At 61.6% G+C, this 26,616-nt stretch carries 24 protein-coding genes; 14 read left to right on the top strand and 10 right to left on the bottom strand.

The features are described from left to right. Positions 1–3: 3 nt before the first annotated feature. Both VOI23_RS11935 and VOI23_RS11940 read right to left on the bottom strand, forming a co-directional pair. A complete protein-coding gene (locus VOI23_RS11935) occupies positions 4–1,005 on the bottom strand; it encodes a LacI family DNA-binding transcriptional regulator (protein WP_323785054.1) in 1,002 nt (333 codons plus the stop codon). 107 nt (positions 1,006–1,112) lie between these two features. After that, positions 1,113–1,310, bottom strand: coding sequence for a heavy-metal-associated domain-containing protein (locus VOI23_RS11940; protein WP_323785056.1), 198 nt, complete (start codon positions 1,308–1,310; stop codon positions 1,113–1,115). A 164-nt stretch (positions 1,311–1,474) separates the two neighbouring features. Here VOI23_RS11940 and VOI23_RS11945 point away from each other — a divergent pair, with 164 nt between their 5' ends. Both VOI23_RS11945 and cueR read left to right on the top strand, forming a co-directional pair. Beyond that, positions 1,475–3,943: a heavy metal translocating P-type ATPase gene (locus VOI23_RS11945; RefSeq protein ID WP_323785057.1), complete on the top strand. Its 2,469-nt coding sequence runs from the start codon at positions 1,475–1,477 to the stop codon at positions 3,941–3,943. Then, positions 3,940–4,335, top strand: coding sequence for a Cu(I)-responsive transcriptional regulator (cueR, locus tag VOI23_RS11950; protein ID WP_323785058.1), 396 nt, complete (start codon positions 3,940–3,942; stop codon positions 4,333–4,335). The genes VOI23_RS11945 and cueR overlap by 4 nt, the downstream gene beginning before the upstream one ends. Before the next feature lie 80 nt (positions 4,336–4,415). Here cueR and VOI23_RS11955 read toward each other — a convergent pair whose 3' ends face one another. Genes VOI23_RS11955 through VOI23_RS11980 form a run of 6 tightly spaced genes read right to left on the bottom strand, consistent with a single transcriptional unit; the run spans position 4,416 to position 11,359 of the window. Continuing rightward, positions 4,416–5,396: a nitronate monooxygenase family protein gene (locus VOI23_RS11955; RefSeq protein ID WP_323785059.1), complete on the bottom strand. Its 981-nt coding sequence runs from the start codon at positions 5,394–5,396 to the stop codon at positions 4,416–4,418. A gap of 10 nt (positions 5,397–5,406) precedes the next feature. Next, positions 5,407–6,177, bottom strand: a complete 771-nt coding sequence (locus VOI23_RS11960; RefSeq protein ID WP_323785060.1) for an enoyl-CoA hydratase/isomerase family protein — start codon at positions 6,175–6,177, stop codon at positions 5,407–5,409. 11 nt (positions 6,178–6,188) lie between these two features. Then, on the bottom strand, positions 6,189–7,316 hold the full coding sequence (locus VOI23_RS11965) for a CaiB/BaiF CoA-transferase family protein (RefSeq protein WP_323785062.1): 1,128 nt from the start codon (positions 7,314–7,316) through the stop codon (positions 6,189–6,191). Further along, positions 7,313–9,460, bottom strand: a complete 2,148-nt coding sequence (locus tag VOI23_RS11970) for a 3-hydroxyacyl-CoA dehydrogenase NAD-binding domain-containing protein (RefSeq protein ID WP_323785063.1) — start codon at positions 9,458–9,460, stop codon at positions 7,313–7,315. Before VOI23_RS11970 ends, VOI23_RS11965 begins: the two co-directional genes overlap by 4 nt. Positions 9,461–9,471: 11 nt before the next feature. Further along, entirely contained in the window at positions 9,472–10,680 is a 1,209-nt protein-coding gene (locus tag VOI23_RS11975; protein WP_323785065.1) for an acetyl-CoA C-acetyltransferase, read from the bottom strand. 19 nt (positions 10,681–10,699) lie between these two features. Further along, entirely contained in the window at positions 10,700–11,359 is a 660-nt protein-coding gene (locus tag VOI23_RS11980; protein WP_323785066.1) for a TetR/AcrR family transcriptional regulator, read from the bottom strand. Positions 11,360–11,558: 199 nt separating this feature from the next. On the opposite strand from VOI23_RS11980, the gene VOI23_RS11985 reads away from it, so the two are divergent. The 8 genes from VOI23_RS11985 to VOI23_RS12020 all read left to right on the top strand — a co-directional run bounded on the left by VOI23_RS11985 (position 11,559) and on the right by VOI23_RS12020 (position 20,144). Further along, positions 11,559–12,434: a branched-chain amino acid ABC transporter permease gene (locus VOI23_RS11985; protein WP_323785068.1), complete on the top strand. Its 876-nt coding sequence runs from the start codon at positions 11,559–11,561 to the stop codon at positions 12,432–12,434. A 4-nt stretch (positions 12,435–12,438) separates the two neighbouring features. Next, on the top strand, positions 12,439–13,536 hold the full coding sequence (locus tag VOI23_RS11990; RefSeq protein WP_323785070.1) for a branched-chain amino acid ABC transporter permease: 1,098 nt from the start codon (positions 12,439–12,441) through the stop codon (positions 13,534–13,536). Continuing rightward, positions 13,533–14,303, top strand: coding sequence for an ABC transporter ATP-binding protein (locus VOI23_RS11995; RefSeq protein ID WP_323785071.1), 771 nt, complete (start codon positions 13,533–13,535; stop codon positions 14,301–14,303). Before VOI23_RS11990 ends, VOI23_RS11995 begins: the two co-directional genes overlap by 4 nt. Then, entirely contained in the window at positions 14,300–15,064 is a 765-nt protein-coding gene (locus VOI23_RS12000; protein ID WP_323785073.1) for an ABC transporter ATP-binding protein, read from the top strand. Before VOI23_RS11995 ends, VOI23_RS12000 begins: the two co-directional genes overlap by 4 nt. Before the next feature lie 2 nt (positions 15,065–15,066). Then, positions 15,067–16,920 carry a long-chain fatty acid--CoA ligase gene (locus VOI23_RS12005; protein WP_323785074.1) on the top strand — a complete coding sequence of 618 codons (1,854 nt, stop codon included), beginning with the start codon at positions 15,067–15,069 and terminating at the stop codon, positions 16,918–16,920. Between the two features lie 57 nt (positions 16,921–16,977). Beyond that, positions 16,978–18,150, top strand: a complete 1,173-nt coding sequence (locus tag VOI23_RS12010) for an ABC transporter substrate-binding protein (RefSeq protein ID WP_323785076.1) — start codon at positions 16,978–16,980, stop codon at positions 18,148–18,150. 84 nt (positions 18,151–18,234) lie between these two features. Beyond that, a complete protein-coding gene (locus tag VOI23_RS12015) occupies positions 18,235–19,386 on the top strand; it encodes an acyl-CoA dehydrogenase family protein (RefSeq protein ID WP_323785077.1) in 1,152 nt (383 codons plus the stop codon). Between the two features lie 206 nt (positions 19,387–19,592). Further along, the gene (locus VOI23_RS12020; RefSeq protein WP_323785078.1) at positions 19,593–20,144 is read left to right on the top strand and encodes an adenylate kinase; all 552 of its coding nucleotides are present in this window, start codon (positions 19,593–19,595) and stop codon (positions 20,142–20,144) included. Positions 20,145–20,198: 54 nt separating this feature from the next. On the opposite strand, the gene purU is transcribed toward VOI23_RS12020, so the two are convergent. After that, positions 20,199–21,083: a formyltetrahydrofolate deformylase gene (purU, locus tag VOI23_RS12025; RefSeq protein WP_323785079.1), complete on the bottom strand. Its 885-nt coding sequence runs from the start codon at positions 21,081–21,083 to the stop codon at positions 20,199–20,201. A gap of 503 nt (positions 21,084–21,586) precedes the next feature. On the opposite strand from purU, the gene VOI23_RS12030 reads away from it, so the two are divergent. After that, positions 21,587–22,840 carry an NAD(P)/FAD-dependent oxidoreductase gene (locus VOI23_RS12030; RefSeq protein WP_323785081.1) on the top strand — a complete coding sequence of 418 codons (1,254 nt, stop codon included), beginning with the start codon at positions 21,587–21,589 and terminating at the stop codon, positions 22,838–22,840. Here the strand turns inward: VOI23_RS12030 and truA are convergent. Continuing rightward, a complete protein-coding gene (truA, locus tag VOI23_RS12035; RefSeq protein ID WP_323785082.1) occupies positions 22,813–23,607 on the bottom strand; it encodes a tRNA pseudouridine(38-40) synthase TruA in 795 nt (264 codons plus the stop codon). The genes VOI23_RS12030 and truA overlap by 28 nt on opposite strands. A gap of 126 nt (positions 23,608–23,733) precedes the next feature. Between truA and VOI23_RS12040 the strand changes: the two genes are divergently transcribed. From VOI23_RS12040 to VOI23_RS12050, 3 genes are read left to right on the top strand one after another with little or no spacing between them, the layout of a single operon-like run. Then, positions 23,734–25,164: a YcjX family protein gene (locus VOI23_RS12040; RefSeq protein ID WP_416376527.1), complete on the top strand. Its 1,431-nt coding sequence runs from the start codon at positions 23,734–23,736 to the stop codon at positions 25,162–25,164. After that, positions 25,161–25,610 (top strand): GNAT family N-acetyltransferase, encoded by a 450-nt coding sequence (locus VOI23_RS12045; RefSeq protein WP_323785083.1) that lies wholly within the window; start codon positions 25,161–25,163, stop codon positions 25,608–25,610. The genes VOI23_RS12040 and VOI23_RS12045 overlap by 4 nt, the downstream gene beginning before the upstream one ends. Continuing rightward, positions 25,607–26,593, top strand: a complete 987-nt coding sequence (locus tag VOI23_RS12050) for a TIGR01620 family protein (RefSeq protein WP_323785084.1) — start codon at positions 25,607–25,609, stop codon at positions 26,591–26,593. The genes VOI23_RS12045 and VOI23_RS12050 overlap by 4 nt, the downstream gene beginning before the upstream one ends. The last annotated feature ends 23 nt before the right edge of the window (positions 26,594–26,616 follow it).

The following is a 26,616-nucleotide window of genomic DNA, read 5'->3' on the forward strand; positions in this document are numbered from 1 at the left end:
TGTCTAAATCGATTGTCCGGGGCGAATGGTCGGCGGCAGGGTTTCGGTCCGCGCCTCTCCGCCGGGCCTGTCATAACAATCCAGAACAATTGCGGCCGCCTTTTGGCCGATCTCGAACCGATGCGCGTCGGCGGTGGCCAGTTGCAGCGGCAGACCCTGCAGCATTTCCAGATCGTTGAAACCCGCCAGCGCAATATCGCCGGGCACCGACAGGCCTTCGGCCAGACAATGCATATAGGCCCCGATCGTCATCAGGTCGCTGGAAAAATACAGGCAATCCAGACCGGGGCTGCGGTTCAGAATCTCGCCGGTCAGCTGCCGACCGGTTTCGACTGATGACGCGCCGATATGGAAAACGCTGTCTTCCGGCTCCAGCCCCAGATCGGAAAGTTCGGCCTGAAACCCGTCCATCCGTTTGTGTGCGCGGAAATCGCGCGTGGCGCGGGTGCTGACGATGCCGATCCGCCGGTAGCCGCGCTTGACGATTTCGCGGGCCATAGCGCGCCCGGCCTCAATATGGGATATGCCGACACAATGGGCGACCGGGTCGCCGTCGACATCCATTATTTCGATCACCGGGCAATCTGCGGCCATCATCATTCGCCGCGCCGCATCGGTATGTTCCAACCCGGCCACGATCAATCCTGACGGCCGCCAGCTTAACATTTCGCGGATCACCGCTTCTTCTTCGTCCAGATCGTAACCCGATACTCCGATCACCGGTTTTAGCGGGCTGCCGTTCAGCCGGTCGGAAATCCCCGATAACACCGTCGGAAACACCTGACTGGACAGGGATGGCACCACTACGCCAACCAAATTGACCCGCTGGGATGCCAATGCCCCGGCAATGCGATTTGGCACATAGTCCAAACTCAGCGCGGCTTCCTCGACCTTTTGTTTGGTCGCGCCGGAAACGTCCGATGCGCCGCGCAGCGCCCGCGAAGCGGTCATGTCACTAACCCCGGCGAGCAGTGCAACGTCTTTCAGCAGAACTTTTTTGCCCATGTCCGGGATGGTCCGACACATCGGACAAAGACGCAAGCGGGAAAGCGGTAACGTTACCGGACCCGGTCTGAACTTAACGCTGCCGCCGCGCCCTCTCGCTTTGTCGCTTAGGCTAGGGTTGCGTCGAACCCTGCCGCCTTGATCGCATTCAGCAAAACATCATTGTCATCGCCGCTGTCGATGTCGACCTGGCGGTTGCTCAGGTCGAAGCTCAACAAAGCAGTGGGATCGGTCTCTTGCACCGATTCCTCGATCTTGGCGGTGCAATGGCCACAGTTCATTTCGGGCACGGTAAAGGTGGTCACGGGTTCATCTCCATGCAAGTCGTCGCGATTAATTCCCAAATGGCGGCTTCCTGCGCTGGAAGGTCAAGGGCCAGTATCGATTTTTGCAAAAATGTCGCGACGCCCTTGACCTTCCAGTAGATGGAACCACTATCTCTCCTGTCAGGAACAGCCAAAGGTGCCCCATGACAACGCAGACCCAAGCCAGCGAAACCCTTAGAATCCCCGTCGAAGGCATGACCTGCGCGGCCTGTGTCGGTCGGGTCGAAAACGCCCTGAGCGCCGTGGACGGGGTGGAAACCGCCGCGGTCAATCTGGCCAATGAAACCGCGCAAATCCGGTTTCACGCCCCCGCCGACGCGCCGGGGCTGATCGCGGCGCTGGACAAGGCGGGCTACCCGGCCCGGCAGACCGACCGCAGGCTCAGCATCTCCGGCATGACTTGCGCCTCCTGCGTCGGCCATGTCGAAAAGGCGCTGGCATCGGTGCCCGGGGTGATCGCGGCGCAGGTGAACCTGGCGACGGAAACCGCTCAAATCACGGTCCTCGACGGCAACTTCGATCCAGCAAAAGCGCTGCACGCGGTCAAACAGGCGGGCTATGAGGCCACCTTTGCCGTCGATGCCCAGCCCCAAACGGAAAACCGCAAAGCGGCCGAAGCCGATGCGTTGAAACGGAAATTTCTGCTCGCCGCGGCACTGGCACTGCCGGTGTTCCTGCTTGAAATGGGCGGTCATCTGTTTCCGCCCTTTCACCACTGGATCAACGCCACCATCGGACAACAAAACAGCTGGCTGTTTCAATTCGCCCTGACCACGCTGGTTCTGATCGGCCCGGGCCGGGTGTTTTACCAAAAAGGCATTCCGGCGCTGCTGCGCGGGGCGCCTGACATGAACGCGCTGGTCGCCGTTGGCACCGCGGCCGCCTATGGGTTTTCTCTGGTGACCACCTTCCTGCCCGCCATGCTGCCGGCCGCCAGCCGGGCGGTCTATTACGAATCCGCCGCTGTCATCGTGGTGCTGATTCTGATGGGCCGGTTTCTCGAAGCCCGCGCCAAGGGCCGCACCGGCGCAGCAATCCGCAAACTGGTTGGATTGCAGCCCAAAACAGCCCGGGTCGAACGCGGCGGCGCGGCCACCGACATTCCGCTGGCCGAGGTTGTTCAGGGCGATATTGTGCTGGTCCGCCCCGGCGAACGGGTCGCAGTCGATGGCACCGTGCTGTCGGGGCAAAGCTATGTCGATGAAAGCATGATCACCGGCGAACCCATCCCGGTGGCCAAGGACACGGGTGCAATGGTGGTCGGCGGCACCGTCAACGGCACCGGCGCATTGCGGCTGCGGGCCGAAAAAGTCGGCGCCGACACCATGCTGGCCCAGATCATCCGCATGGTCGAAGACGCGCAGGGCGCCAAACTGCCGATTCAGGCGCAGGTCGACAAGATCACCCTGTGGTTCGTCCCGGCAGTCATGGCGGTGGCGCTGTTGACTGTTCTGGTGTGGTTTTCGTTTGGCCCGGCCCCGGCATTGCCCCATGCGCTGGTGGCCGGTGTCGCGGTGCTGATCATCGCCTGTCCCTGCGCGATGGGGCTGGCCACGCCGACCTCGATCATGGTGGGCACCGGGCGCGGCGCCGAACTGGGCGTGTTGTTCCGCAAAGGCGATGCGCTGCAGGCGCTGCAAGGGGTCAGAACCGTGGCTCTCGATAAAACCGGCACATTGACCGAAGGCCACCCAGTGCTGACCGATCTGGTCGTGACCCAAGGCGCCGACCGCGACGGCGTGCTGCGCATGATCGCGGCGGTCGAGGCCCAGTCAGAACATCCCATCGCAGCCGCGATTGCCGCCGCCGCAGGGCCGGACCTGCCGCTGGTGGAAAAATTCGGATCAGTGACTGGTTACGGCGTGCTCGGCACCGTCGAGGGGCAGCGGGTGATGGTCGGGGCGGCCCGGCTGATGACGCGGCGCAAGGTGGATATCACGGCGCTGGAACCGGCCGCGCAGGCGATGGCGGCACAAGGCAAAACGCCGCTCTATGCCGCGATTGACGGCCAGCTCGTCGCCGCTCTGGCGGTTTCCGACCCGATCAAGCAAACCAGCCGCGCCGCCATTGCCGCGCTGCACCGGATGGGACTCAAGGTGGCGATGCTGACCGGCGATAATCAGGCCACCGCGCAGGCCATCGCCAAGGAACTTGGCATCGATCACGTCATGGCCGAACTGCTGCCCAAGGACAAGGTCGACGCGCTTGAGAAACTGCGCGCCGAAGGGCCGCTCGCCTTTGTCGGCGATGGTATCAACGACGCCCCGGCACTGGCGGCGGCCGATATCGGCATCGCCATCGGCACCGGCACCGACGTGGCGATCGAAAGCGCCGACGTGGTGCTGATGTCTGGCGATCTGACCGGCGTGGTGTCGGCCTTTGACCTGTCGGCCCGGGTGATGCGCAATATCCGCCAAAACCTGTTCTGGGCCTTCGGCTATAACACCGTGTTGATCCCGGTCGCGGCGGGGCTGTTCTATTCCGCCCTGGGCTGGCAGCTGTCGCCGATGCTGGCGGCGGGGGCGATGGCAATGTCCAGCATCTTCGTGCTGACCAACGCGCTGCGCCTGCGCTTCGTGCCGCCCGCTTTCACTGGAAAGGAAACCGCATGAATATCGGGGATGTCGCCCGCCTCTCTGGCCTGCCTGCGAAAACCATTCGCTATTACGAAGATATTGGCCTGATCAAGCCGCAGCGCAGCGCCAATGGCTATCGTAGTTTTCAGACCAGCGACCTGCATAAGCTGGCGTTTCTGGGCCGTGCCCGCGCACTTGGTTTCAGCATCGAAGACTGCCGTCAGTTGATGACGCTCTACGAAGACCAAAGCCGGGCCAGCGCCGATGTAAAACACATTGCCCGCGATCATCTGAAACGGATCGACGCCAAGCTGGAGGAATTACAGCAGATGCGCGTCACGCTGGCCGCGCTGGTGTCCTCCTGCGCTGGCGACAATCGCCCCGATTGCCCGATTCTCGCTGATCTGGCGGCCAAGCCCGAACTCTGACCCCGGTTTCATCTTGCCTGAAATACTCCGGGGGGGAGCGCGCAGCGCGGGGGGCAGCGCCCCCCAAACCACCTTCAAGGTCAGCGATAGCGCCCGACCTGCGCGGTCAGCCGGTCGAATGCGGCAAAATATTCCGTCGCGATCCGGTCAATCAGCTGTGCCGCCGGGACCACGTCCTTGATCGCGCCGATGCCCTGACCCGATCCCCAGATTTCTTTCCAGCTTTTGGGTTTTTCCCGCTCGGTGCCAAAATCCATCTTCGACGGGTCCGACCGTTCCAGATTGTCCGGGTCCATTCCCGCCGCCGCAATGGACGGTTTCAGATAATTGCCCCAAACCCCGGTGAACAGGTCCGAATACACGATGTCTGAGGCCCCGCATTCGGTGATCATCTGCTTGTACCGGGCATCCGCGTTGGCTTCGTTCGTGGCGATAAAGGCCGACCCGGCATAGCCGCCATCGGCGCCCATCGCCTGTGCGGCCAGCAACGCGTCGCCAGTGGCAATCGACCCCGACAGGAACAACGGGCCGTCGAACCACGCCCGGATTTCGCGTACCAGCGCCAGCGGCGACAGCGCCCCGGCATGGCCGCCCGCCCCGGCAGAAACCGCGATCAGCCCATCGGCGCCCTTTTCGATTGCCTTATGGGCAAAGCGGTCATTGATCACGTCATGCAGGGTGATGCCGCCGACCGAATGGGCGGCCTCGTTGACCTCGACCCGCGCGCCCAGGGATGTGATCCAGACCGGCACTTTGTGTTTCACGCAGATCTCGATATCGCGCTCCAGCCGTTCGTTGGACCGGTGCACGATCTGGTTGACCGCATAGGGTGCGGCGGGGGTGTCGGGATTGGCCTGATTGTAGCGGTCCAGTTCCTCGGTGATCCGGGTCAGCCATTCGTCCAGCGACTGGCCATCCTTTTCCCGCGCATTCAGGGCGGGAAATGACCCGACGATCCCGGCCTTGCACTGGGCAATCACCAGATCGGGGTTGGAAATGATGAACAAAGGGCTGCCGATCAGCGGGATGCGCAAATTCTGCAATTGGGTGGGGAGGGTCATCGTAAGATCCTTATTTACCTTTGAATTCCGGTTTGCGTTTCTCGATGAAAGCCTGCACGCCTTCGCGGAAATCGTCCGATTTGGTCAGCGCCTGCTGTTCGCGCGCCTCGGCGCTGAACGCGTCGCCAAAGGACCCTTCGCCGATTGTGCGCAAAATCCGTTTCGCCGCCTGAGCCGCCAGCGGCGCGGCATTGGCGATACGCCCGGCCAGTGCGCGGGTCTCTGACTCCAGCTGATCTTCGGGCACGATCTGATTGACCAGACCGTATTGCAGACACTCCGCAGCCGGGATTTTCTGCCCTTCGATGATTGCCTGCAATGCCCGGTGATAGCCCATCCCCTTCAACAACAACCAGGTATTGCCGCCATCGGGCACCAGCGAAATTGCGGCGAAAGCCATGTAGAGCGACGCATTGTCGGCCATCACCACCATGTCGCAATTCATCGCATAGGCTGCGCCGATCCCGGCGGCCGATCCATGCACCTGCGCGATCCAGATCTTGGACGAATTGGCGATGCCTTCCAGCGACGGGCGGTATTGGGTTTCCAGCATATTGTCGACCTTGGGGTCCAGCCCGCCTTTCAGGTCAGCCCCGGCGCAGAAGCCGCGGCCTTCGCCCTTCAGGATGACCACCCGGAGGGCGTCATCGGCGTCGATCTCGGCCACCGCCGCAATCAGCGCGCTGCGCAGGTCGGCATTGATGGCGTTAAACGCCTCGGGCCGGTTCAGGGTGACAGTGGCAATCGCCCCGTCCTTTTCGATGCGGATCACGTCGCTCATTTCAGTCCTCCTCAGCTCAACACCCCGCGCTCACGGAGGTTGGCAATCATGTCGGCGTCATAGCCAAGCTCGGCCAGAACGCTGTCGGTATCGGCGCCCGGGGCGGGCGGTTGGCCCACCGGTCCCGGCGGGGTGCGGTCGAAACGCGGGGCAGGGGTAACCTGTGTCACCCCGTTCACTTCGGCGAATACGCCGCGCGCCTTCATATGCGGATGCTCGGGGGCTTCGCTCCAGCTCAGCACCGGGCCGACACAGGCATCGCTGCCATCGAAAATCTCGGTCCATTCCGCACGCGTCTTCGTGGCAAAGAGCTTGGCATAGCTTTCGCGCCGTGGCTGCCATAACGTTTCGTCATATTGGGTCGGTTTTTCATCCTGCGGCAGCCCGGCCAGATCGACCAGTTGGGCAAAGAACTGCGGTTCCAGCGCGCCGACCGAGACAAATTTGCCATCGGCGCATTCATAGGTCCGGTAAAACGGCGCGCCACCGTCCAGCCAGTTGCTTTCGCGGTCCTCGCCCCAGCGGCCCTGTGCGATCATCGAATGGACCAGCGCCAGCAGCGCGGGCGCACCATCGACCATCGCCGCGTCGATCACCTGTCCCTTGCCCGATCCCTGCCGTTCGAACAGTGCCGACAGGATGCCCAGCAGCAGGAACATGGTGCCACCGGCATAATCGGCACCGATATTCAGCGGTGGAATCGGCGGTTCGTCCTTTTTGCCGATGGCGTTCAACACCCCGGTCAGGCCCAGATAATTGATGTCATGCCCGGCGGTTTGTGACAGCGGCCCATCCTGACCCCAACCGGTCATCCGGGCAAAGACCAGCGCGGGATTGCGCGCCTGACAAATATCAGGCCCCAGCCCCATCCGTTCCATTACCCCGGGCCGGAACCCTTCGATTACCACATCAGCGCGGTCGATCAGCTGCAATGCCGCATCGACCCCGTCGGGGTCTTTCAGGTTCAGAGCCACCGACCGCTTACCGCGATTGTTGATATCGGCTGGATCGGCCCGTCCCGATTTGCGCGCGATCAGAATGACCTCGGCACCGAGATCGGACAGGAACTGCCCGGCCAATGGTGCCGGGCCAAGCCCCTGCATTTCGACCACTTTCAGCCCCGTCAGAGGTCCGCTCATGCCGCCACGACCTGTTTTTCGCGCAGAATGTCGAAATCCGATGCATTCAGCGCAAAGCGTGCCCCATAGGTTTCGGCCAATTCGGCGGCGCGGGCGGCGAAACGGTCGATGCCAATGCCGCGTATGAACTGGATCGCGCCGCCGGTATGGGCCGGGAATCCGATGGCAAAGATGCCGCCCAGATTGGCCTCGACCTCGGTGCGCAGCACGCCTTCGTTCAGGCAGCGCAGGGTTTCGATCGCTTGCCGATAGAGCAGCCGGTCGATGGCGTCCTCCATCCCCATTTCGGCATTGCCTTTCGCAAACTGGTCCAGCCCTTTCCACAAGGATTTCGACCCGTCAGCGGCGTATTCGTAGAAGCCGCCGCCGTAATGGCGCCCGCCGCGACCCTGTTCGATCATCGCGTCGACAATGGGATTGCCAGCCTCCATGTCGATGGAGAACCCGTTTTCGACGCCAAGCCGTTCGTCCAGTGCCTCATGCGTCTTGCGGATCTTCTGGGACAGTACCAACGAGGTTTCGTCATGCACCGCCAGCGGGCCCACCGGCATACCGGCCAGCCACCCGGCGCGCTCCACCGCGACCGGGGCCATGCCGTCGCGCATCAGCGCCATGCCTTCGTCCAGATAGGTGGAGAACACGCGGCTGGTGAAGAAGCCCCGGCTGTCATTCACCACGATGGGCATATATCCGATCTGTTGCACGTAATCGTAGGCCTTGCGCAGCGTTTCCTCGCTGGTCTTTTCGCCGAGGATGATTTCCACCACCTTCATCTTGTCGACCGGGCTGAAAAAATGCAGCCCGATGAAGCGGCTGGGGTCGGGGCAGGCTTCGGCCAGAATGGAAATCGGCAGGGTCGACGTGTTGGACCCGTAAATCCCATCCTTCGACAGCATCTTGAAGGTTTCGGGAATGACCTTTTCCTTCAGCGCGATATCTTCGAAGACCGCCTCAACGATCAGGTCTGTTCCCTCGTAGGCGCTGTCTTCGGTCGCCGGAACAATCATCGACAGCAGATGGTCCTTTTTCGCCGCGTCCATCCGGCCCCGCTTGATCCGCTTGTCGGCCAGCATTGCGGTATAGGATTTGCCCTTTTCCGCCTTGTCCATCTCCATGTCTTTCAGAACCGAAGGCAGGCCCGCATTGGCATGGGCCCATGCGATACCGCTGCCCATCATGCCGGCGCCCAGAATGGCGGCGGATTTGGCGTGCCAATGGGGGCCCTCGGGGCGCACCTTGCCGCCCTTGATCGCCTGCATCCCGAAGAAAAAGGTGGTGATCGCCGCCTTGCATTCGGGGGTGACCGCCAATGCGCAGATGCCCCGGCTTTCCACCAACAATGCCGCGTCGTAATCCATCCGCATCGAATTGACCGCGATATCGAGGATCTTGGCAGGGGCGGGCAGCAATCCGCGGGTTTTCTGATAAAGCACCGCCGGGGCGGCCATGATCAACTGGCGTACCTTGGGATGCAGTGCATCGCCGCCGGGATAACGGAACCCTTTCTGGTCCCATGGCTGGCTATGGCTGTCGGGATTGGCCTTGATCCATGCTTTGGCAGCGGGGATCAGGTCTTCGATGCCGTCCACCACCGCATCGACCATACCGATTTTCAGCGCTGCCTGCGGTTTCACCGGCGTGCCTTCGGTCAGGTGCGGCAACGCCTTTTCCAGCCCCAGCAGCTTGGTCAGGCGCACAACCCCTCCGGCCCCCGGCAGCAGGCCCAAAGTCACTTCGGGCAGGCCGACAACCGCGCCTTTCACATCTGCGATGACACGGTGATTGCAGGCAAGGCACAACTCGTACCCGCCACCCAGAGCAGCCCCGTTGATGGCCGCGACAACCGGCACCGGCAACTTTTCCAGCTCGCGGTAAGGGCGCTTGTTTTCCTCGATATAATGCAGCGTCTCGGCGTCTGCTTTTTCAATCCCGAGGATCAGGCGCAGGTCGCCGCCCGCGAAGAAGGTTTTCTTGGCCGAGGCGAAAACCACGCCCTTCAGGTCGTCTTCCGCCCGCAGCTTGGTCAGAACCTCGTCCATGCCGGGCACATAGCGTTCGTTCATTGTGTTGGCCGACTGGCCCTGCATATCGATGGTGACGGTCACGATGCCGTCGGCATCTTTTTCGTAAATGAAATCAGTCATGTCCGTCCCCCTCAGACCCGTTCGATGATGCTGGCGATGCCCATACCACCGCCGACGCACATGCAGATCAACGCGCGTTTCAGGTTCCGCCGTTCCAATTCGTCCAGCATGGTCGACACAAGACACCCACCGGTCGCACCCAGCGGGTGCCCCATTGCGATGGCACCGCCAACGACGTTCAGTTTTTCATCCGGTACATCCAGATCCTTCTGCAAGCGCAATGCAACGCTGGCGAAGGCTTCGTTGATTTCCACCAGATCAATGTCGTCGATGGTCAGACCGGCCTTGGCCAGCGCCTTTTGCGATGCCGGTCCCGGCCCGGTCAGCATGATGGTCGGGTCCGTCGCGGTCAGCGCGATCGACACCACCCGCCCGCGCGGGGTCAGGCCCAGATCCTTGCCCGCCTGTTCGTTGCCCAGCAGGATCAGCGACGCGCCGTCGACGATCCCGGATGAATTGCCCGGCGTATGGACATGGTCGATCCGTTCCACATCAGTGTATTTCGCCAAAGCCACCGCGTCGAACCCCAACTGACCGTGCATGGCAAAGCTGGGCTTCAAGGCGGCCAGTTTTTGCATGTCGGTGTCCGGTTTGATGAAATCGTCGCGGTCCAGAATGGCAATGCCGTTTTCATCCCGGACCGTCACCACCGACCGGTCGAACCAGCCGCTGTCGCGGGCATGGGCGGCACGCTTTTGCGATTCCATCGCAAAGGCGTCGACATCGTCGCGGGTCCAGCCTTCGATCGTGGCGATCAGGTCGGCACCGATTCCCTGCGGCACGAACCCGGTCTGGATCGAGGTTTCGGGGTCTTCGGCAAATGGCCCGCCATCTGCTGCCATCGGCACCCGGGACATGCTTTCATAACCGCCGGCACAGACCACGTCTTCCCAGCCGCTGGCGATCTTGGCGGCGGCGGTGTTGAATGTGTCCAGCCCGCTGGCGCAGAACCGGTTGACCTGCGCACCGGCAACGTTTTCGGCCCATCCGGCTTTTTGCAGCGCCACTTTGGGCAATACCGCGCCCTGTTCCATCACCGGCGTCACGCAGCCCAGCATCACATCATCGACCCGGGACGTGTCCAGATCGTGGCGTTGCTGCATTTCGGTCAGCAGCGTGGTGACAAGGTTGATCGGCTTCACCTCGTGCAGCGTGCCGCCTGCCTTGCCCTTGGATCGGGGTGTTCTGATCGCATCGTAGATATAAGCTGTTTCTGCCATTGGGTCCTCCTCCCAAAACCTAGTGCGAACCGGTCATTGCCTCCGGTCGCGTCAATCCTTGCGCCACGGCGGAAAAATCAAGCTGCGGCAGCGGATCGAAATCCACTCTTGCCAGCCGATGCGCTTCGCCCCGGCCGATTCCCAACGCTCGCAGATATAATTCCGCGATTTCCGAACCGGACTTGCGCCAAGTCACTGCGCCGCTCAACACCTGCGATGCCGACCCCATCATCGCGCCACCGCCCAGCGTGGTGACCGACGGGATCTGATCCACCGGCACATCGAACCGGCCGCTTTTTACGCCCTTACGGATGATATCGGCCGGTTCCCTGGCCCAGACCGCCCCCAGCTGTGGTTCGGTCATCGCAAACAGCGCGACGAAGCGGCCCCAGTCGGGTTCGTCATGCACCCGCCGGATCATCTGCCGGATCAGGACCGAAATATTCAGCGCGGGGTCGTCATTCGTTTTCAGCCCGCTGCGGATGCAACTGCGCAATTCCTCGAACAACATCCCGCAGGTGATGTGGAACAGCGTCTCGGGATGTTCCACGTTGTTATAGATCGTGCCGCGCGACAGGCTGGCCGCTTTCGCCAGATCGCTGACGGCGATTTGCATGGCGCCCTGTTCGGCAAACAGCCGCATAGCCGCGTGAATGATGCGAGATTTTACGTTTTTCATGTGAGCTGATCATCAGTGTTGACAGAAATTGAACACGCGTGTTTAGCTAAGTCAACAGCGTTCATTCAGCTTTGGGAGGAGACCGTATGAATGCGCATAACAAGGGTCCTGTCTCAGGACTCGGCCCCCGCACGGGGGCGGTTTTGCCGTATGCTTTCATCCAGACAGCCCCAAAAGACATTTTAAAAGGAGCATCTGCGTGGAATTGATTCAGCTGATCATCGGCGGCATCGCCTCGGGATGTGTCTACGGACTCGTCGCGCTGGGCTTCGTGCTGATTTACAAAGCGACTGAAGGGGTGAATTTCGCCCAGGGCGACATGATGATGCTGGGCGCCTTCGTGGCGCTGGGCCTGGTGAATTCGGACTACTGGGCGCTGCCCTTCATTCCGGGCGTGCTCCTGGCCGCTGCGATCATGGGCGGGGTCGGGTATGGCGTCGACCGCTTCGTGGTGCGGCAGATTTTCGGCCAGCCGCAATTCGCGCTGGTGATCCTGACCATCGCCATGGGGTTCGTGTTCCGGTTTGCGGCCGGTGCGATCTGGGGTTTCACACCGCTGGTACTGGAAACCCCGTTCGCCGGGCGCAGCCTGCATTTCGGCGGCGTCATCATCGGCTACGAAGATGTGGTAACCATCATCGTCACCGCGCTTCTGACCCTCGGCCTGTGGCTGTTTTTCCAATATACACGGATCGGTCTGGCGGCGCAGGCCGCGTCGCAGAACCAGATGGCGGCCTATATTGTCGGCGTGCCGGTACGGCGGATCAATTCGACGATCTGGGCGTTGTCCGGCGCGGTCTCGACCATTGCGGGGGTGCTTTATGCCTCCAAAGGCGCGATTGACCCGAATATCGGCCTGCTGGGGATCAAAGCGTTTGCTGCTGCCGTCATCGGCGGTTTCGGCAGCCTGCCCGGTGCGCTTCTGGGGGGCATCCTGATCGGAGTGGTCGAACCCATCGCAGCGCGCTACCTGCCCAGCGGTTTCAGTCAGATGAGCCCTTATATCATCATGCTTGCGGTGCTGGTCACCCGTCCCAACGGGCTTTTCGCTCAAATCTACGCCAAGAAGGTCTGAGCCGATGAAAGTGATTTTCAAGACAAGCTACGATAACGATATCGACCTGCACGAAGACGGGTGGGCGCGCGGCAAGCTTATCGCGCTGGTCGCGGTGATGGCGGTGCTACCGTTCCTGGTGGGGGAATATTATCTGGCCGAGGCGACCAACACGCTGATCTGGTCGCTGGCCGGAATGGGGCTGATGCTGCTGGTCGGCCATACCGGGCAGGCCAGCCTGGGTCACGCCGCCTTCATGGCGATCGGGGCCTATACCGACGCGGCGCTGATGAATGTGGGTGTGCCGTGGGTCGTCGCCTTCCCGCTGGCTGGATTGGCGGCGGGGGTGTTCGGGGCGCTGGTGGCGATCCCGGCGGTGCGGATGTCCGGCATCTATCTGGCCATCGCAACGCTGGCGCTGTTCGTCATCGTAGAGGAAATGATCATCATCATGGAACCGATCACCGGCGGGGTGGGTGGCATCTTTGCCCCCTCGATCACCATCGCCGGGGTGGATTTCGACCGCTACACCAGTCTGAACAATTTCTATTGGCTGTGTCTGGCCGTGGTGGTGGGGGTCACATGGCTGTACGCCAACCTGCTGCGCAGCCCCACGGGGCGCAGTTTCCTGGCGGTGCGCGACAGCGAAGTGTCGGCGCGTGCGCTGGGCATCAATGTCACCCGCACCCGGTCTCTGGCCTTCGGGCTGAGCTGCGCGATAACCGGGCTGGCGGGGGCGTTGCTGGGCCATTATATCAGCTTCTTCAATTACGAACTGTTCTCGGTCTTCATTTCGATCAACCTGCTTTTGGTGGTGACCATCGGCGGCTTGGGGTTCATTCAGGGTGCGTTTTTCGGGGCCATTCTGATCTCTGCTGTGCCGCAGCTCATTTCGATCCTGCGCGACGGGCTGAACAGCACCACCGGTATTGATCTGGGCTCGATCCCCGGGCTCGATACGCTGATCTTCTCGGGAATTTTGATCGGCTTCATCATCTATGAACCGGCAGGGCTGTATGGCCGCTGGCTGAAAATGCGGGCCTGGGTACAGCTGTTCCCGCTGGCCCGGCGCGACATGTTCCGCCGTCAGAAAACCTATATCAAGACGGAGCGGATGCGATGACCCTGTTGCAAGTCGAAGACCTCGCGGTCCATTTCGGCGGGGTAAAGGCCGTCGATGGCGTTTCCTTCAGCGTCGAAGCCGGCGAGGTGTTTTCGATCATCGGTCCGAACGGGGCCGGGAAATCGACCATCTTCAACCTGATTTCGCGCTTCTATAAACCGACGCGCGGAACGATCCGGTTCGACGGGCAGGACATCACCCATCTGCAGGCCCATCAAATCGGCCAGTTGGGGATCGCCCGCACTTTCCAGAATATCGAACTGTTTGATCATTCCACCGTGCTGGATAACCTGCTGATGGGGCGTCACACCCACCGCTCGACCAATTGGGTGCAGGATATGATGTACCTGCCCAAGGTGCGCCGCTCCGAACGGGGCCACCGTCGACAGGTCGAGGAAGTGATAGAATTTCTCGAACTCGAAGCTTACCGCGACAAGCTGATCGCCGGGCTGCCTTACGGTGTGCGCAAGGTGGTGGAAATCGGTCGCGCGCTGGCGATGGGGCCGAAAATGATTCTGCTGGACGAACCCGCATCGGGCCTTTCGGTCGAAGAAAGCCAGGAAGTCGCGTTCTGGGTCGAAGACATGCGCCGCGACATGGGACTGACCGTCCTGATGGTCGAACATGACATGAGCCTGGTCAATCAGGTCAGCGACCGGGTTCTGGCCGTGGCCAATGGCGAAGCCCTGGCGATGGGCACCCCGGCCGAAGTGCAGGCCAACAAGCAGGTACAGGCCGCCTATCTGGGTACGGAGGTGACTGAATGACCGTTCTCGATATCCGCAATGTCGAAACCTTCTACGGCGCCATCATGGCACTGCGCGGCGTTTCGCTGAGCATCGAAAAAGGGGAAATCGTGACCATCCTTGGCGCCAATGGCGCGGGCAAGACGACGCTGATGAAAACGATTTCCGGCCTGATGGACCCCGAAAAGGGCAGTATAGAATTCAACGGCACCCGTATCGACGGGCTGGATCCCGATAAAATCGTCGCCCAGGGGCTGGCCCATGTGCCCGAAGGGCGCGAGGTATTTCCCTATCTGACGATCGAAGAAAACCTGCGCATGGGGGCCTATACCCGCCGGGGGGCCGATATCCGTGACGATATCGACTTGGTTTACAGCTATTTCCCGATCCTCAAGGAACGCCGCGCTCAATCGGCCGGGTTCCTGTCGGGCGGCCAGCAACAGATGCTGGCGATCGGTCGCGGGCTGATGGCCCGCCCCAAGCTGATGCTGCTGGACGAACCCTCGCTTGGCCTGTCGCCGCTGCTGACGCAGGAAATCTTTGCGATCATCAAGCGGCTCAATGCAGAACAGGGCGTTACCATGCTGTTGGTGGAACAGAACGCCAACGTGGCGCTGCACACCGCGCATAAGGGCTACGTGCTGGAAATGGGCCGGATCGTGATGGCGGGCAGCTGCGAAGAATTGCGCGCCAGCGACGACATTCAGGATTTCTATCTCGGTCGGCAGGAAGAAACCCAACGCGGTCAGAAGCGTTGGAAACGGCGTAAGACCTGGAGGTGAGCATGACACAGATGCCAATGGATATGGCCATTCCCGACGACGCGCCGATCACCATGGACGGCTGCGACACGGTGGTGAAACTGTGGGCCAAGCGCTGCCATGAACTGGGCGCCAGAACCGCGCATCGGGAAAAAGAACTGGGGGTTTGGCAGGCCTATTCCTGGACCGATTACTATCAGGGCGGCAAATGGGCCGGGCTGGCGCTGCTGGCGATGGGGCTGCAAAAGGGCCAGCCGGTACAAATCTTGTCCGAAGATCGCCGCGAATGGCTTTATGTCGATCTGGGCGTGGCGGCAGTGGGCGGCATTCCCTCGGGCGTCTATACAACCGACAGCGCCGAACAGCTGGCCTATCTGGTCAACGATTCCGGCGCGCCGTTCCTGTTCGTGGAAAACGACGAACAGCTCGATAAATTCCTCGAAGTGCGCGACCGGATGCCGGGTCTGCAAAAGGTCATCGTCTTTGATCGCGACGGGCTGGCCGGGTTCAGTGACCCGCTGGTGATGTTTTGGGACGATCTGATGGACCTGGGCCGCGCCGAAGCCGACGCCAATCCGAAAAAATTCGAAACCGCGCTGGAATCGGTGAAACCCGAAGACCCGCGCATGTTGATCTATACCTCCGGCACCACCGGCCCGCCCAAGGGCGCGATCATCACCCATCGCAACATGCTCTATCAGGGCTTTGCCGGGGAACAGACGCTGGAATTCTACGATACCGACGAATTGCTGTGTTTCCTGCCGCTCTGTCACGTGCTGGAACGGCTGATATCGGTGGAATTTCCGATCCTCGCGGGTTGCAAGGTGAATTTCGCCGAAAGCACCGAAACCGTGTTCGACAATCTGCGCGAAGTCAGTCCGCATTCCTTTACCGGCGTGCCAAGGATCTGGGAAAAGATCTACAGCCGCATCACCATCATGCGATCCGAAGCTGGCTGGCTTGGCCAAAGGGCGTTTGACTGGGCCGTGGCGGCAGGCATGAAGAAAGCCCTGGCCAAGGAAGAGGGCAAACGCCTGGGTCCGCTGGACCAGCTGAATCTGGCGCTGGCCGATCTGCTGGTGCTGCGCAATCTGCGCAATCTGGTGGGGCTGCAACGCACCCGCCGCTGCACCACCGGTGCCGCGCCGATTTCGCCCGATCTGCTGCGCTGGTTCGAAGCAATCGGTGTGCATCTGCTGGAAGGCTACGGTATGACCGAAACATCAGGCGTTGCGACGGTCAACACGATTGCCAACAATTTCGTCGGCACCGTCGGCGAAGCCTTGCCGGGCACTCAGGTCCGTATCGCGCCGGACGGGGAAATCCAACTCAAGGGCCCCGGCATTTTCAACGGCTACTGGAACAAACCGGAAAAGACCGAAGAAACCTTCACCGATGACGGCTGGCTGAAAACCGGCGATGTCGGCATGCTGGACAATCACGGCGCCATGACCATCACCGGACGGCTGAAAGACATCATCATCACGGCGGGGGGCAAAAACATCACCCCTGCCGAGATCGAAAGCAAACTGAAGTTTTCGCCCTACATATCGGATGCGGTGGTGATCGGCGACCGGCGCAAATACCTGACCTGCCTGATCATGATTGATCAGGAAAATGTCGAACGTTTCGCACAGGACAGGCAGATCCCATATGCAGATTTCGCGTCACTGACCCGGGCGCCCGAAGTGGTCGGTCTGATCGGGGATGTGGTCAAAGAGGTCAATCAATCCTTTGCGCAGGTTGAACAGATCAAGACATTTCGCTTGATCGACGTTCTGCTTACGGCAGAAGATGAGGAACTGACGCCGACGATGAAACTCAAGCGGAACTACGTGAACACGCGTCATGCCGCCTTGATCGAAAGCATGTACTGATCCGACCACGGGAGGGGCCGGGCCAGTCGCTATAAAAATCAAATGGGAGGAAGTTCAATGAAAACTTGGAAGGCAATTACAGCCGCCGCGGCCCTGTCTCTGGGGCTGGTAGCGCCTGCGGTTCAGGCCGAAATGGGCGTGACCGACGATGAAATCAAAATCGGAGGGGCACACGACCTTTCCGGCATCTTCGCGCCGTTTTCGGTGCCAGCCGTCAAGGCTGCGCAGCTTTACTTCGACGAAGTGAATGCCGCCGGTGGCGTCAATGGCCGCAAGATCAACTACATCGTCGAAGATCATGGCTATCAGGTGCCCAAGGCCGTGCAGGCCGCCAACAAGTTGATCAATCGCGATGGCGTTTTTGCCATGCTGTTGAGCCTCGGTACGCCGCATAATATCGCGATGTTCAAACTGATGGGCCCCAAGGGCATTCCCAATGTCAGTCCGCTGTCTGCGGCACGTCAAATGGTCGATCCGCCCGCGCCGTGGAAATTCGCTGGTACCGCATCCTATTATGACGCGGTCAAGGCGACCACCGAATACATGGCCAATGAACAGGGGTCGAAAACCTTCTGCCTGATGTATCTGCCCACCGATTTCGGGGTGGAAATTCAGCAAGGGCTGATCGACGGCGCCGCCGCATCGGGCACGTCCTACGGGACCGAAACCAAGCACAAGCCGGACGAAACCGATTTCTCCGGTGCGCTTGGCAAGATCAGGGAAGGCGGCTGTGACACGGTCGGCCTGGCCCTTGGGGTCAGCCAGGTCATCAACGTGATCGCCACCGCGCATAAACTGGGCATGGACGATTTGCGGTTCCTGCTGTCTTCGGCCGGGTTCCACACCGTTGTTGCCAAGGGTCTGGCAGCGCAGGGTGTCATGGGCGGCGTCTATGCCGGTGCCGGTTGGCAGGATCTGGAAGCCCGCATCGGCAATCCCGAAGTTGCCAAATGGGTGAAAGACTATACCGAGGCGACCGGGGAAAAATTCCCCGGCACCGGCGCGCTTCTGGGCCGTTCTGCGGCCGGGCTGATGGTCAAGGGACTGGAAGCGGCAGGCCCCGACCTGACCCGCGAAGGTTTCATCAAGGCGATGGAGGGGCTCAGCTATGACGATGAAATCGCCGGCAACTCGGTCGCAATGAGCGCCGACAACCACGTCGCGGCCACCTCGATCTATGTTTCAGCGATTGAAAACGGATCGTGGAAACTGATCAAGACCATCGAATGATGATCTGACCGGCGGGGCGGCTATGACCGCCCCGCCACTCCCATTTTTCCACAGTCTCAGGCAATGATCAGGCGGAGGTATCCGGTGCTGAAACGATCTCTTTACGAGGAAGAACACGAAATCTTCCGCAATTCGGTCCGCAAATGGGCCGAGGCCGAGGTTTTCCCGCATATCGAAGACTGGCGCGCTGCCGGATGTGTCAGCCGCGAGGTGTGGCGCAAGGCTGGGGAACAGGGGTTCCTGTGCATGTATGCGGATGAAAAATACGGCGGGCTGGGGCTGGATGATTTTCGTTATGACATGATCCTGTGCGAAGAAATCAATCCGCGCGAACCGGGCTTTTTCATCGGGTTGCAGAACCGCATCGTCGGTCCCTACCTGCACAAGCTGGGCAATGACGAACAGCGCGACCGCTTCATGCCCGGTGTGGTGTCGGGCGAAACCGTTCTGGCGATCGCGATGACCGAACCGGGCACCGGGTCGGATCTGGGTGGGGTGAAAACCCGCGCCGTGGACATGGGCGATCACTGGCTTCTGAACGGGTCGAAAACCTATATCTCCAACGGTTTGCTGGCGGGGTTGGTCGTGGTGGCCGCGCGCACTGGCGATGGCCATGAAATCGGGCTTTTCCTGGTCGAAGACGGGATGGACGGCTTTGAACGCGGTCGAAACCTGAAAAAGATGGGGCTGAAATCCCAGGACACGGCCGAGCTCTTTTTTGACAATGTCAAAGTGCCAAAGGAAAACGTGCTGGGCGATCCCACCAGCGGTTTCAAGGCAATGATGATGAATCTGGCCGAAGAACGCATCATGGGCGCGCTGGGATTTGTTGCCCGGGCCGAATACGCCTTCGGGATCACGATGGATTTCGTGATGGACCGGCGGGTTTTCGGTAAACAGGTGGGCACCTATCAGAATTCGCGGTTCAAAATGGCCTCGATGCGGACTGAACTCGATGCCGCCTGGGCGCTGACCGATCATTGCGCCCGCGAACATCTCAAAGGCCAGCTCAGCGCTGAAATGGCCGCCGAGGCCAAGCTGTTCACCTCCGAAGTCGAAGGCCGCGTGGTCGATGAATGTCTGCAACTGCATGGCGGTGCTGGCTACATGGACGAATATGAAATTTCCCGACTTTACAGCGATGCGCGGATCAGCCGGATTTACGCCGGCACATCGGAAATCATGCGTGAAATCATTGGTCGCGGATTGGGGTTGGATGAACGAAAGCGCAATTGACAGAATCGCCGAATCGTCCCGACCAATGGTCTGAAAAATGCTGCACCTGCAAGATGACTGCCCCCGATCGCCTGCGATTTTTCGTTGTTTTTCCGTGTTTCACAGCAAAAAATTAGCAAAACTGTAAAAAATAGTTGAGTATTTCGCAGCTGCAGCATTAGCCTGAAACCCCAAGGGATCACAGGATTGGACCGGGGGAAAGCATGATGCGACGGGTCTATATCACGGGCGCTTCTGGGGCAGGGGTCAGCACCTTGGGCAAAGCCTTGGCCGCGACGCTGCACGTACCACAGGCCGATATCGACGATTATTATTGGCTGCCGACAGAAATACCCTTCAGCAAAAGGCGCCGCGTCACCGACCGGGTCCGCCTGCTCAAAAGCGCACTGGGCGCCAAAGGATGGGTGCTCAGCGGATCGTTCGACAGCTGGGCCGATCCGTTGCTCGACGGGCTCGATCTGGTTGTGTTCGTTTCCGCGCCGACCGCCATCCGGCTGGCTCGTTTGCGAGCCCGCGAAAAGGCCCGGTTCGGGGACCGGATTGAGCCGGGCGGCGATATGGCCGCCATTCATGCCGGTTTCATGGCTTGGGCATCGCGCTATGACGACCCGGATTTTTCAGGCCGCAACCGCGCCCGGCACGAAGAGTGGCTCGACTCCAGTCGGCATCCGGTCCTGCGCCTCAGCGGCACTCAGCCGACTGCGGCACAGGTCAAAGCCGTACTCAACCATCCGGCGCTGGCGAAAACCTACGCCTGAACGATTTTGAAATGGGGTGTGCGGGGCGGTGTGCAAACAGCCCCGCGCCGAAATTCACCCCATCCGTTCGGATGCGTAAGATCCGGGCGAGGCGGGGAACACAACCGTCTTGTTTCCGTTCAGGAACACCCGGTGATGAATATGGGCGTGGATCGCGCGGGACAGAACCTGACTTTCCACATCGCGGCCCAGTGACACGTAATCGGACGGGCTTTGGGCATGGGTGACACGCACGGTGTCCTGTTCGATGATCGGCCCTTCGTCCAGATCGGCGGTCACGTAATGTGACGTCGCCCCGATCAGCTTAACACCGCGTTCGAACGCCTGCTTATAAGGGTTCGCCCCCTTGAAAGAGGGCAGGAAGGAATGGTGGATGTTGATGATCCGGCCGGACATTTTCTTGCACATTTCATCCGACAGAACCTGCATGTAGCGCGCCAGCACAATCAGTTCGGCACCGCTGTCTTCGACAATCGCCATCTGCTGCGCTTCGGCCTGTGCCTTGTTGTCCTTGGTGACTTTGATGAAATGGAACGGGATGTCGTGGTTCACCACGACCTTCTGATATTCCATGTGATTTGAGATCACCGCCACGATGTCGATCGGCAATGCCCCGATGCGCCAGCGGTACAGCAGGTCGTTCAGGCAATGGCCAAAGCGCGATACCATGATGACCACCTTCATCTTGCGGTGTTCGTCGTGGAAGTCGTAGGCCATGCCTTTGTCTTCTGCGACGCTTTGGAAGGACACCGACAGGTCCTCCAGTTCCTTGCCTTTCTCGCTGCGGAAACTGACGCGCATGAAGAAATTGCCGGTTTCCGAATCGTCGAATTGCGAACTGTCGGTCAGGTTGCAGCCGTTATCGGACAGGAAATTGGCAATGGCCGCGACAATGCCGCGGGAGGATTTGCATTTCACGGTGAGGGCGTAGTCAGTCATCGGGTTTCCATGCTTTTCCGGCCCGTTGGGCCGCTGTTTGGGATCAACCTTCGTGGTAGAAGGCGCGGTCTGGCGCGGCAATCGCTGAAATGACGGTGTTGAGGATGAAATGCCGTTATTGCCCGAATAAAGGGAGTCGAAACTTTCCGATCAGATACATCCGGCATTTTAAGGAGAATTTCCGTCACAAACAGTGCTTGCCCGGCAATGTGCAGGCCTGGACCAAGGAACCCCTTGGTTTCCGTTCCAAATTCGACTGAAAAGCAGTGGATGACGCGTATGACGCCGGGCGGTTTCCTGACGACCGGTCTCTCGCTTAGGAGAGAGCAAGTAGCGAGACCGGTCGCAAGTCCCAGAACCGCCGGGGCCACACGCGTAACATCCGTTGCTGCACAGAATATTAGGCAAGTCGCGTGCCAAACCCGCGTGCTGGGACGCTTTTCCGCCATTTCGCAACGGAGTTTTCCCAACTAATGTCGGTGCGGAATCGGAAAGGCTTTGAGATGGCGGAACAATCCAAACGGGTGATCATTGTCGGCGCAGGCATCATCGGTGTCGCCGCCGCGGTCTGGCTGCAACGCGAGGGCCATCAGGTCGTGCTGCTTGACCGGGCCGGTCCTGCCGAAGGTGCCTCTTTCGGCAATGGCGGCGTGCTGGCCTCGGCCTCGGTGGTGCCGGTGACGACGCCGGGGCTGTGGCGCAAGGCCCCGCGCATGGTGCTGGACCCCGACAGCCCGCTGTTCCTGCGCTGGTCCTACCTGCCCCGGATGCTGCCCTGGCTGGCGCGCTACCTGTCCCATGCCAACGACCGCGACGTGCGGCGCACGGCAAAGGCGCTTTATCCGATTGTCGGCGACAGCCTGGCCGATCACCGGGCGCTGGCCGCAGGGACCGGGGCCGAGAAATGGATATCGGAGGCCGATTTCGTCTATCTGTACCGGTCGCGCCGCGACTATCTGGCCGATGCCTACGAATGGCAGTTCAACCGCGACTACGGCTTTGCGCCGGTCGAATATGAAGGCGACGCCCTGCGCGCCTACGATCCGGCCTTCGGCGACACGATGGGGTTCGGCGCGGCGATGCCCAATCACGGCCGGATCGCCGATCCCGGCCAGTATGTGAAGGACCTCGCCACCCATGTGGAGGCGCAGGGCGGGCAAATGGTCATCGCCGACGTGACCGGGCTGATCCGCGACGGTGGCAGGGTCGTCGGGGTGCACAGCAGCACCGGCGACCTGCGCGGCGACGCCGTGCTGATCGCCACCGGCGCCTGGTCGGGACCGATGTCCAAAGCCCTGGGGCTGAAGATGCCGCTGGAAACCGAACGCGGCTATCATATCGAGCTGTGGAACCCCTCGGTGATGCCCCGCTCGCCGGTGATGATGACGACAGGGTCCTTCGTGATCACCCCGATGGAAGGCCGGTTGCGGCTGGCCGGGATCGTGGAATTCGGCGGGCTGACCGCCGGCCCGTCGCGGGCGCCGTTCAAGCTGTTGATGAAGCAACTGAAAACCGCAATGCCCGATCTGCGTTGGGACCAAGTCACCGAATGGATGGGCTATCGCCCCACCTTGACCGATTCCCTGCCGGTGATCGGCGCGGTGCCGGATCTGCGCGGTGTCTATCTGGGCTTTGGCCATCAGCATGTTGGGCTGACTGGCGGGGCGAAAACCGGTCAATTGCTGGCGCAGATGATCGCCGGGAAACGCCCCAATATCGACATGGTGCCCTATGATCCGGGCCGCTTCACCGGCTGATCCGCGAACGGGTCGTCGGGATAGCCGACCCCGGCCAGATACAAACCCTGCGGCGGACAGACCGGACCACAGGCGGCGCGGTCACGCGCGGCCAGAGCGTCGCGCACATCTTCGGGGGCCCAGGACCCGGTTCCGACCCTTTCCAAGGTGCCGACAAAGCTGCGCACCTGATTGTGCAGGAAGGACCGCGCCCGCAGGAAAAACCGCAGCTCGGGGCCGGACCAGCCGTCGACCTCTTCAATCCGCAGTTCGTCGAGCGTCTTGACCGGGCTGGCGGCCTGGCAGATCGTCGATCGGAACGTGGTGAAATCGTGCTTGCCGATGAGATGGGCGGCCCCCTGCCGCATCGCATCGGCATCGAGTTGCTGCGGCACCTGCCAGACCAGTCCGGCATCATGGGTGGCCGGGGCCCGCCGCATCAGCAGCCGGAACACATAGCGCCGCTCTCGCGCCGAAAACCGCGCGTGCCAATCGTCATCGACCCGGGCCGCCGCCCGGATCGCCACCGGTTGCGGTTTGAGATGGTAATTCAGCGCCTGCGACAGCCGGAACGAATCCCAGTCTTTTGCCAGATCGCAATGCGCCACCTGTGCGATCGCATGCACGCCCGCATCGGTCCGTCCGGCCGCCGCGATGTTGTGCGGCCCCGGTTCCAGCCGCGCCAGCGCGGCCTCGATCGCACCCTGCACCGAGGGTTGATCGGTCTGGCGCTGCCAACCGACAAAAGGGGCGCCGTGATATTCGATATGAAGGGCAAATCTGGGCATGGCGCGCCCATAAAGCAAATTTACGCATTTGGGAAGCGGCCGGGAATTTCGAGTATTTTTTCCAAGAAGAAACACAAGTGGTTTTGCCGGGCCCGGCTTGTGCTTATGTTGGGGGCGAGGCGAGACATGAAAGGCGGACCCTTGGTCATCACCACATTGGCGGACAGCCTGACCCGGCAGGTCGAGGCGGTCAGCGATACCATATCGGAAACCCTGTTCGAGCCGGTGATCCGGCTGGGCGTGACCGGGCTGGCGCGCTCTGGCAAGACGGTGTTTATCACCTCGCTGATCGCCAACCTGATGGATCGCGGCCGGATGCCGCAACTGGTCGCCGCCGCCGATGGCCGGATCGAGGCGGCCTTCCTGCAACCACAACCCGACGATACCGTGCCCCGGTTTGAATTTGAATCCCATCTGGCCGCTCTGACCGGGCCGGAGCCGCATTGGCCCGACAGCACCCGCACCATTTCCGAATTGCGGCTGTCCCTGCGGGTGCGGCCGCGGGGATTGCTGTCAGGGTTGCAGGGGCCGCGCACGGTGCATCTGGATATCGTTGATTATCCCGGCGAATGGCTGCTCGATCTTGGCTTGATGGATAAAAGCTATGCGGACTGGTCCGGCAACATGCTGGGGCGGATCGCCGGGCGGGCTTCGGCGCAGGGCTATCTTGGGTTGCTTGGCGCGGTCGACGGGACCGCCAGCCATGACGAGGGCCAAGCACAGCGATTGGCGCAGGCCTATACCGACTATCTGCAAAAGGCCCGGATCGAGGGGTTTTCCGACTGCACCCCGGGGCGGTTCCTGCTGCCCGGCGATCTGGCCGGGTCGCCGGTTCTGACCTTTGCTCCACTGCCTGCGCTGGCCAACGCGCCGCGCGGGTCGTTGCAGCGCGAGATGCAGCGCCGGTTCGACGCCTACAAGGCGCAGGTGGTGAAACCGTTTTTCCGCGATCATTTTGCCCGGATCGACCGCCAGGTGGTTCTGGTCGACGCGCTGGGCGCGATCCATTCCGGTCCCCGCGCGGTCGAGGACCTTCGGCTTGCCATGGCCGACATCCTGTCGGCGTTCCGGCCCGGGCGGACGGCGTTCCTGGCCCGGCTTCTGGGGGCCAAGCGGGTGGAAAAAATCCTGTTTGCCGCCACCAAATCCGACCATCTGCATCATTCCCAGCACGCGCGCCTGACCGCGATCATGGAGGCGTTGTTGCGCGACGCGCGCACACGGGCGGATTTCGCCGGGGCCGAAACGCAGGCTTTGGCCCTCGCATCGCTGCGGGCCACTACCGAAGAAACCCTGACCCATGACGGCCGGCGGCTTGATTGCGTGCGCGGCCGGTTGCTGGATACCGGCAAGCGGGCCGCGTTTTATCCCGGCGATCTGCCGACAGATCCGGCACAGTTGCTGGCGCCCGCGCGCAAGGGCGCGGAAAGCTGGCTTGGTGCCGATTACGAGGTGATGAATTTCGCCCCCGCCGTCTTGAGCCTGAAACCCGGCGAAGGCCCGCCGCATATCCGGCTCGACCGGGCGGCGCAGTTCCTGATCGGGGATCGGCTGTGACTGTCACACTGCGCGCCGCCGGGCCGCTGGATGCCGGGCAGGCGGGGGCGATCCTGTATCGTTTCAACAGCACCACCGACTGGCTGCCCGATCTTTATTCGCAGGCTGAAACCATCGGGTTCTGCGGCACGATGATCGACCGCGGCTGGGTCACGGTGGCCGAATGCGCGGGGCGCGTGGTCGGCTTTCTGGCTCGCGATGGCGAGGAGATCTGCGCGCTTTACCTGCAATCCGGTCACACCGGTCAGGGCATTGGCAGGCGGCTGCTGAACCGCGCCAAGGCGCAATGCGATGCGCTGCAGCTGTGGGTGTTTCAGGCCAATACCGGGGCGCAGCGTTTCTATGCCCGCGAAGGGTTTGTGGAAACCGGCCGCAGCGACGGCGCGCGTAATGATGAAACCCTGCCCGATCTGCAACTGACCTGGCGCAAGGAGACCGCCAAATGACCAAGGGACCGATCCTGATTGATCTGGAACACGCCCCCGACGCCCCGGGGCCTGACATCGCCCCGCCGGTGAGCGATGAGGGCCTGCCGCGAACGGCGGCGATGCAATCGGCGATCGCGGTGGCCGGTCGGCGGCCATCCAGGCTGGGGCGCTGGATCTGGGGGCTGGCACTGGCTTTCATCGGTGCGGTGGTGTCGGTGGCGGCGTGGGATTTCGTCACCGGGCTGATCGCGCGGACGCCGGTGCTCGGCATGGCCGTGGCTGTGCTGGGGGGTGCTCTGGTGCTGGCGGTGGCGGTTGCGGTGATCCGCGAATTGGCGGCGTTTTCGCGGCTGTCGCGGATTGACGGGCTACACAAACAGGCCAGCGAAGCGCTGGCCGAGGATGATCTGGCCAAGGCGCGGCAGGTCAGTGATGGCGTGATGCGGCTTTATCGCGGGCGGGCTGAACTGGACTGGGCGCGCGACCGGTTTATCGACCGGCAGGGGGACCAGTTTGACGCCTCGGCGCTGCTGGATCTGACCGAATCCGAATTGCTGGCCCCGCTCGACAAGGCCGCGCAGGCCGAGGTGCAGGCGGCGGCGCGCCAGGTGGCGACGGTGACGGCGCTGGTGCCGCTGGCCCTGGCCGATGTGGCAGCGGCGCTGACGTCAAACCTTAGGATGATCCGGCGGGTGGCCGAAATCTATGGTGGCAGGTCTGGCGCCTTGGGCAGCTGGCGGTTGATGCGGGCGGTGATGGCGCATCTGGTGGCCACCGGCGCGGTGGCGGTGGGCGACGATATGCTGGGATCGCTGGCCGGTGGCGGGTTGTTGTCGAAACTGTCGCGCCGGTTCGGCGAAGGCGTGGTCAACGGTGCGCTGACCGCCCGGGTCGGGGTGGCCGCGATGGAGGTTTGCCGGCCGCTGCCGTTTTCGCGGCAGAAACGGCCCAGCGTGTCGGCAATTGTGTCGGGCGCGCTGTCGGGACTGTTTTCCAAATAGGGCGCGCAGCCGCCTCTGGACCT

Source organism: Thalassovita sp., assembly GCF_034670005.1.
Classification (GTDB): Bacteria; Pseudomonadota; Alphaproteobacteria; order Rhodobacterales; family Rhodobacteraceae; genus Thalassobius.

Coding starts and splice junctions, on each gene's coding strand:
- VOI23_RS12040 (WP_416376527.1), top strand. CDS start 23,734: ATGAAAGGCGGACCCTTGGTCATCACCACATTGGCGGACAGCCTGACC.
- VOI23_RS12005 (WP_323785074.1), top strand. CDS start 15,067: ATGACACAGATGCCAATGGATATGGCCATTCCCGACGACGCGCCGATC.
- purU (WP_323785079.1), bottom strand. CDS start 21,083: ATGACTGACTACGCCCTCACCGTGAAATGCAAATCCTCCCGCGGCATT.
- VOI23_RS12050 (WP_323785084.1), top strand. CDS start 25,607: ATGACCAAGGGACCGATCCTGATTGATCTGGAACACGCCCCCGACGCC.
- truA (WP_323785082.1), bottom strand. CDS start 23,607: ATGCCCAGATTTGCCCTTCATATCGAATATCACGGCGCCCCTTTTGTC.
- cueR (WP_323785058.1), top strand. CDS start 3,940: ATGAATATCGGGGATGTCGCCCGCCTCTCTGGCCTGCCTGCGAAAACC.
- VOI23_RS12000 (WP_323785073.1), top strand. CDS start 14,300: ATGACCGTTCTCGATATCCGCAATGTCGAAACCTTCTACGGCGCCATC.
- VOI23_RS11965 (WP_323785062.1), bottom strand. CDS start 7,316: ATGAGCGGACCTCTGACGGGGCTGAAAGTGGTCGAAATGCAGGGGCTT.
- VOI23_RS12030 (WP_323785081.1), top strand. CDS start 21,587: ATGGCGGAACAATCCAAACGGGTGATCATTGTCGGCGCAGGCATCATC.
- VOI23_RS11990 (WP_323785070.1), top strand. CDS start 12,439: ATGAAAGTGATTTTCAAGACAAGCTACGATAACGATATCGACCTGCAC.
- VOI23_RS11960 (WP_323785060.1), bottom strand. CDS start 6,177: ATGAGCGACGTGATCCGCATCGAAAAGGACGGGGCGATTGCCACTGTC.
- VOI23_RS11945 (WP_323785057.1), top strand. CDS start 1,475: ATGACAACGCAGACCCAAGCCAGCGAAACCCTTAGAATCCCCGTCGAA.
- VOI23_RS12020 (WP_323785078.1), top strand. CDS start 19,593: ATGCGACGGGTCTATATCACGGGCGCTTCTGGGGCAGGGGTCAGCACC.
- VOI23_RS11995 (WP_323785071.1), top strand. CDS start 13,533: ATGACCCTGTTGCAAGTCGAAGACCTCGCGGTCCATTTCGGCGGGGTA.
- VOI23_RS11955 (WP_323785059.1), bottom strand. CDS start 5,396: ATGACCCTCCCCACCCAATTGCAGAATTTGCGCATCCCGCTGATCGGC.
- VOI23_RS11975 (WP_323785065.1), bottom strand. CDS start 10,680: ATGGCAGAAACAGCTTATATCTACGATGCGATCAGAACACCCCGATCC.
- VOI23_RS12010 (WP_323785076.1), top strand. CDS start 16,978: ATGAAAACTTGGAAGGCAATTACAGCCGCCGCGGCCCTGTCTCTGGGG.
- VOI23_RS11980 (WP_323785066.1), bottom strand. CDS start 11,359: ATGAAAAACGTAAAATCTCGCATCATTCACGCGGCTATGCGGCTGTTT.
- VOI23_RS11970 (WP_323785063.1), bottom strand. CDS start 9,460: ATGACTGATTTCATTTACGAAAAAGATGCCGACGGCATCGTGACCGTC.
- VOI23_RS11935 (WP_323785054.1), bottom strand. CDS start 1,005: ATGGGCAAAAAAGTTCTGCTGAAAGACGTTGCACTGCTCGCCGGGGTT.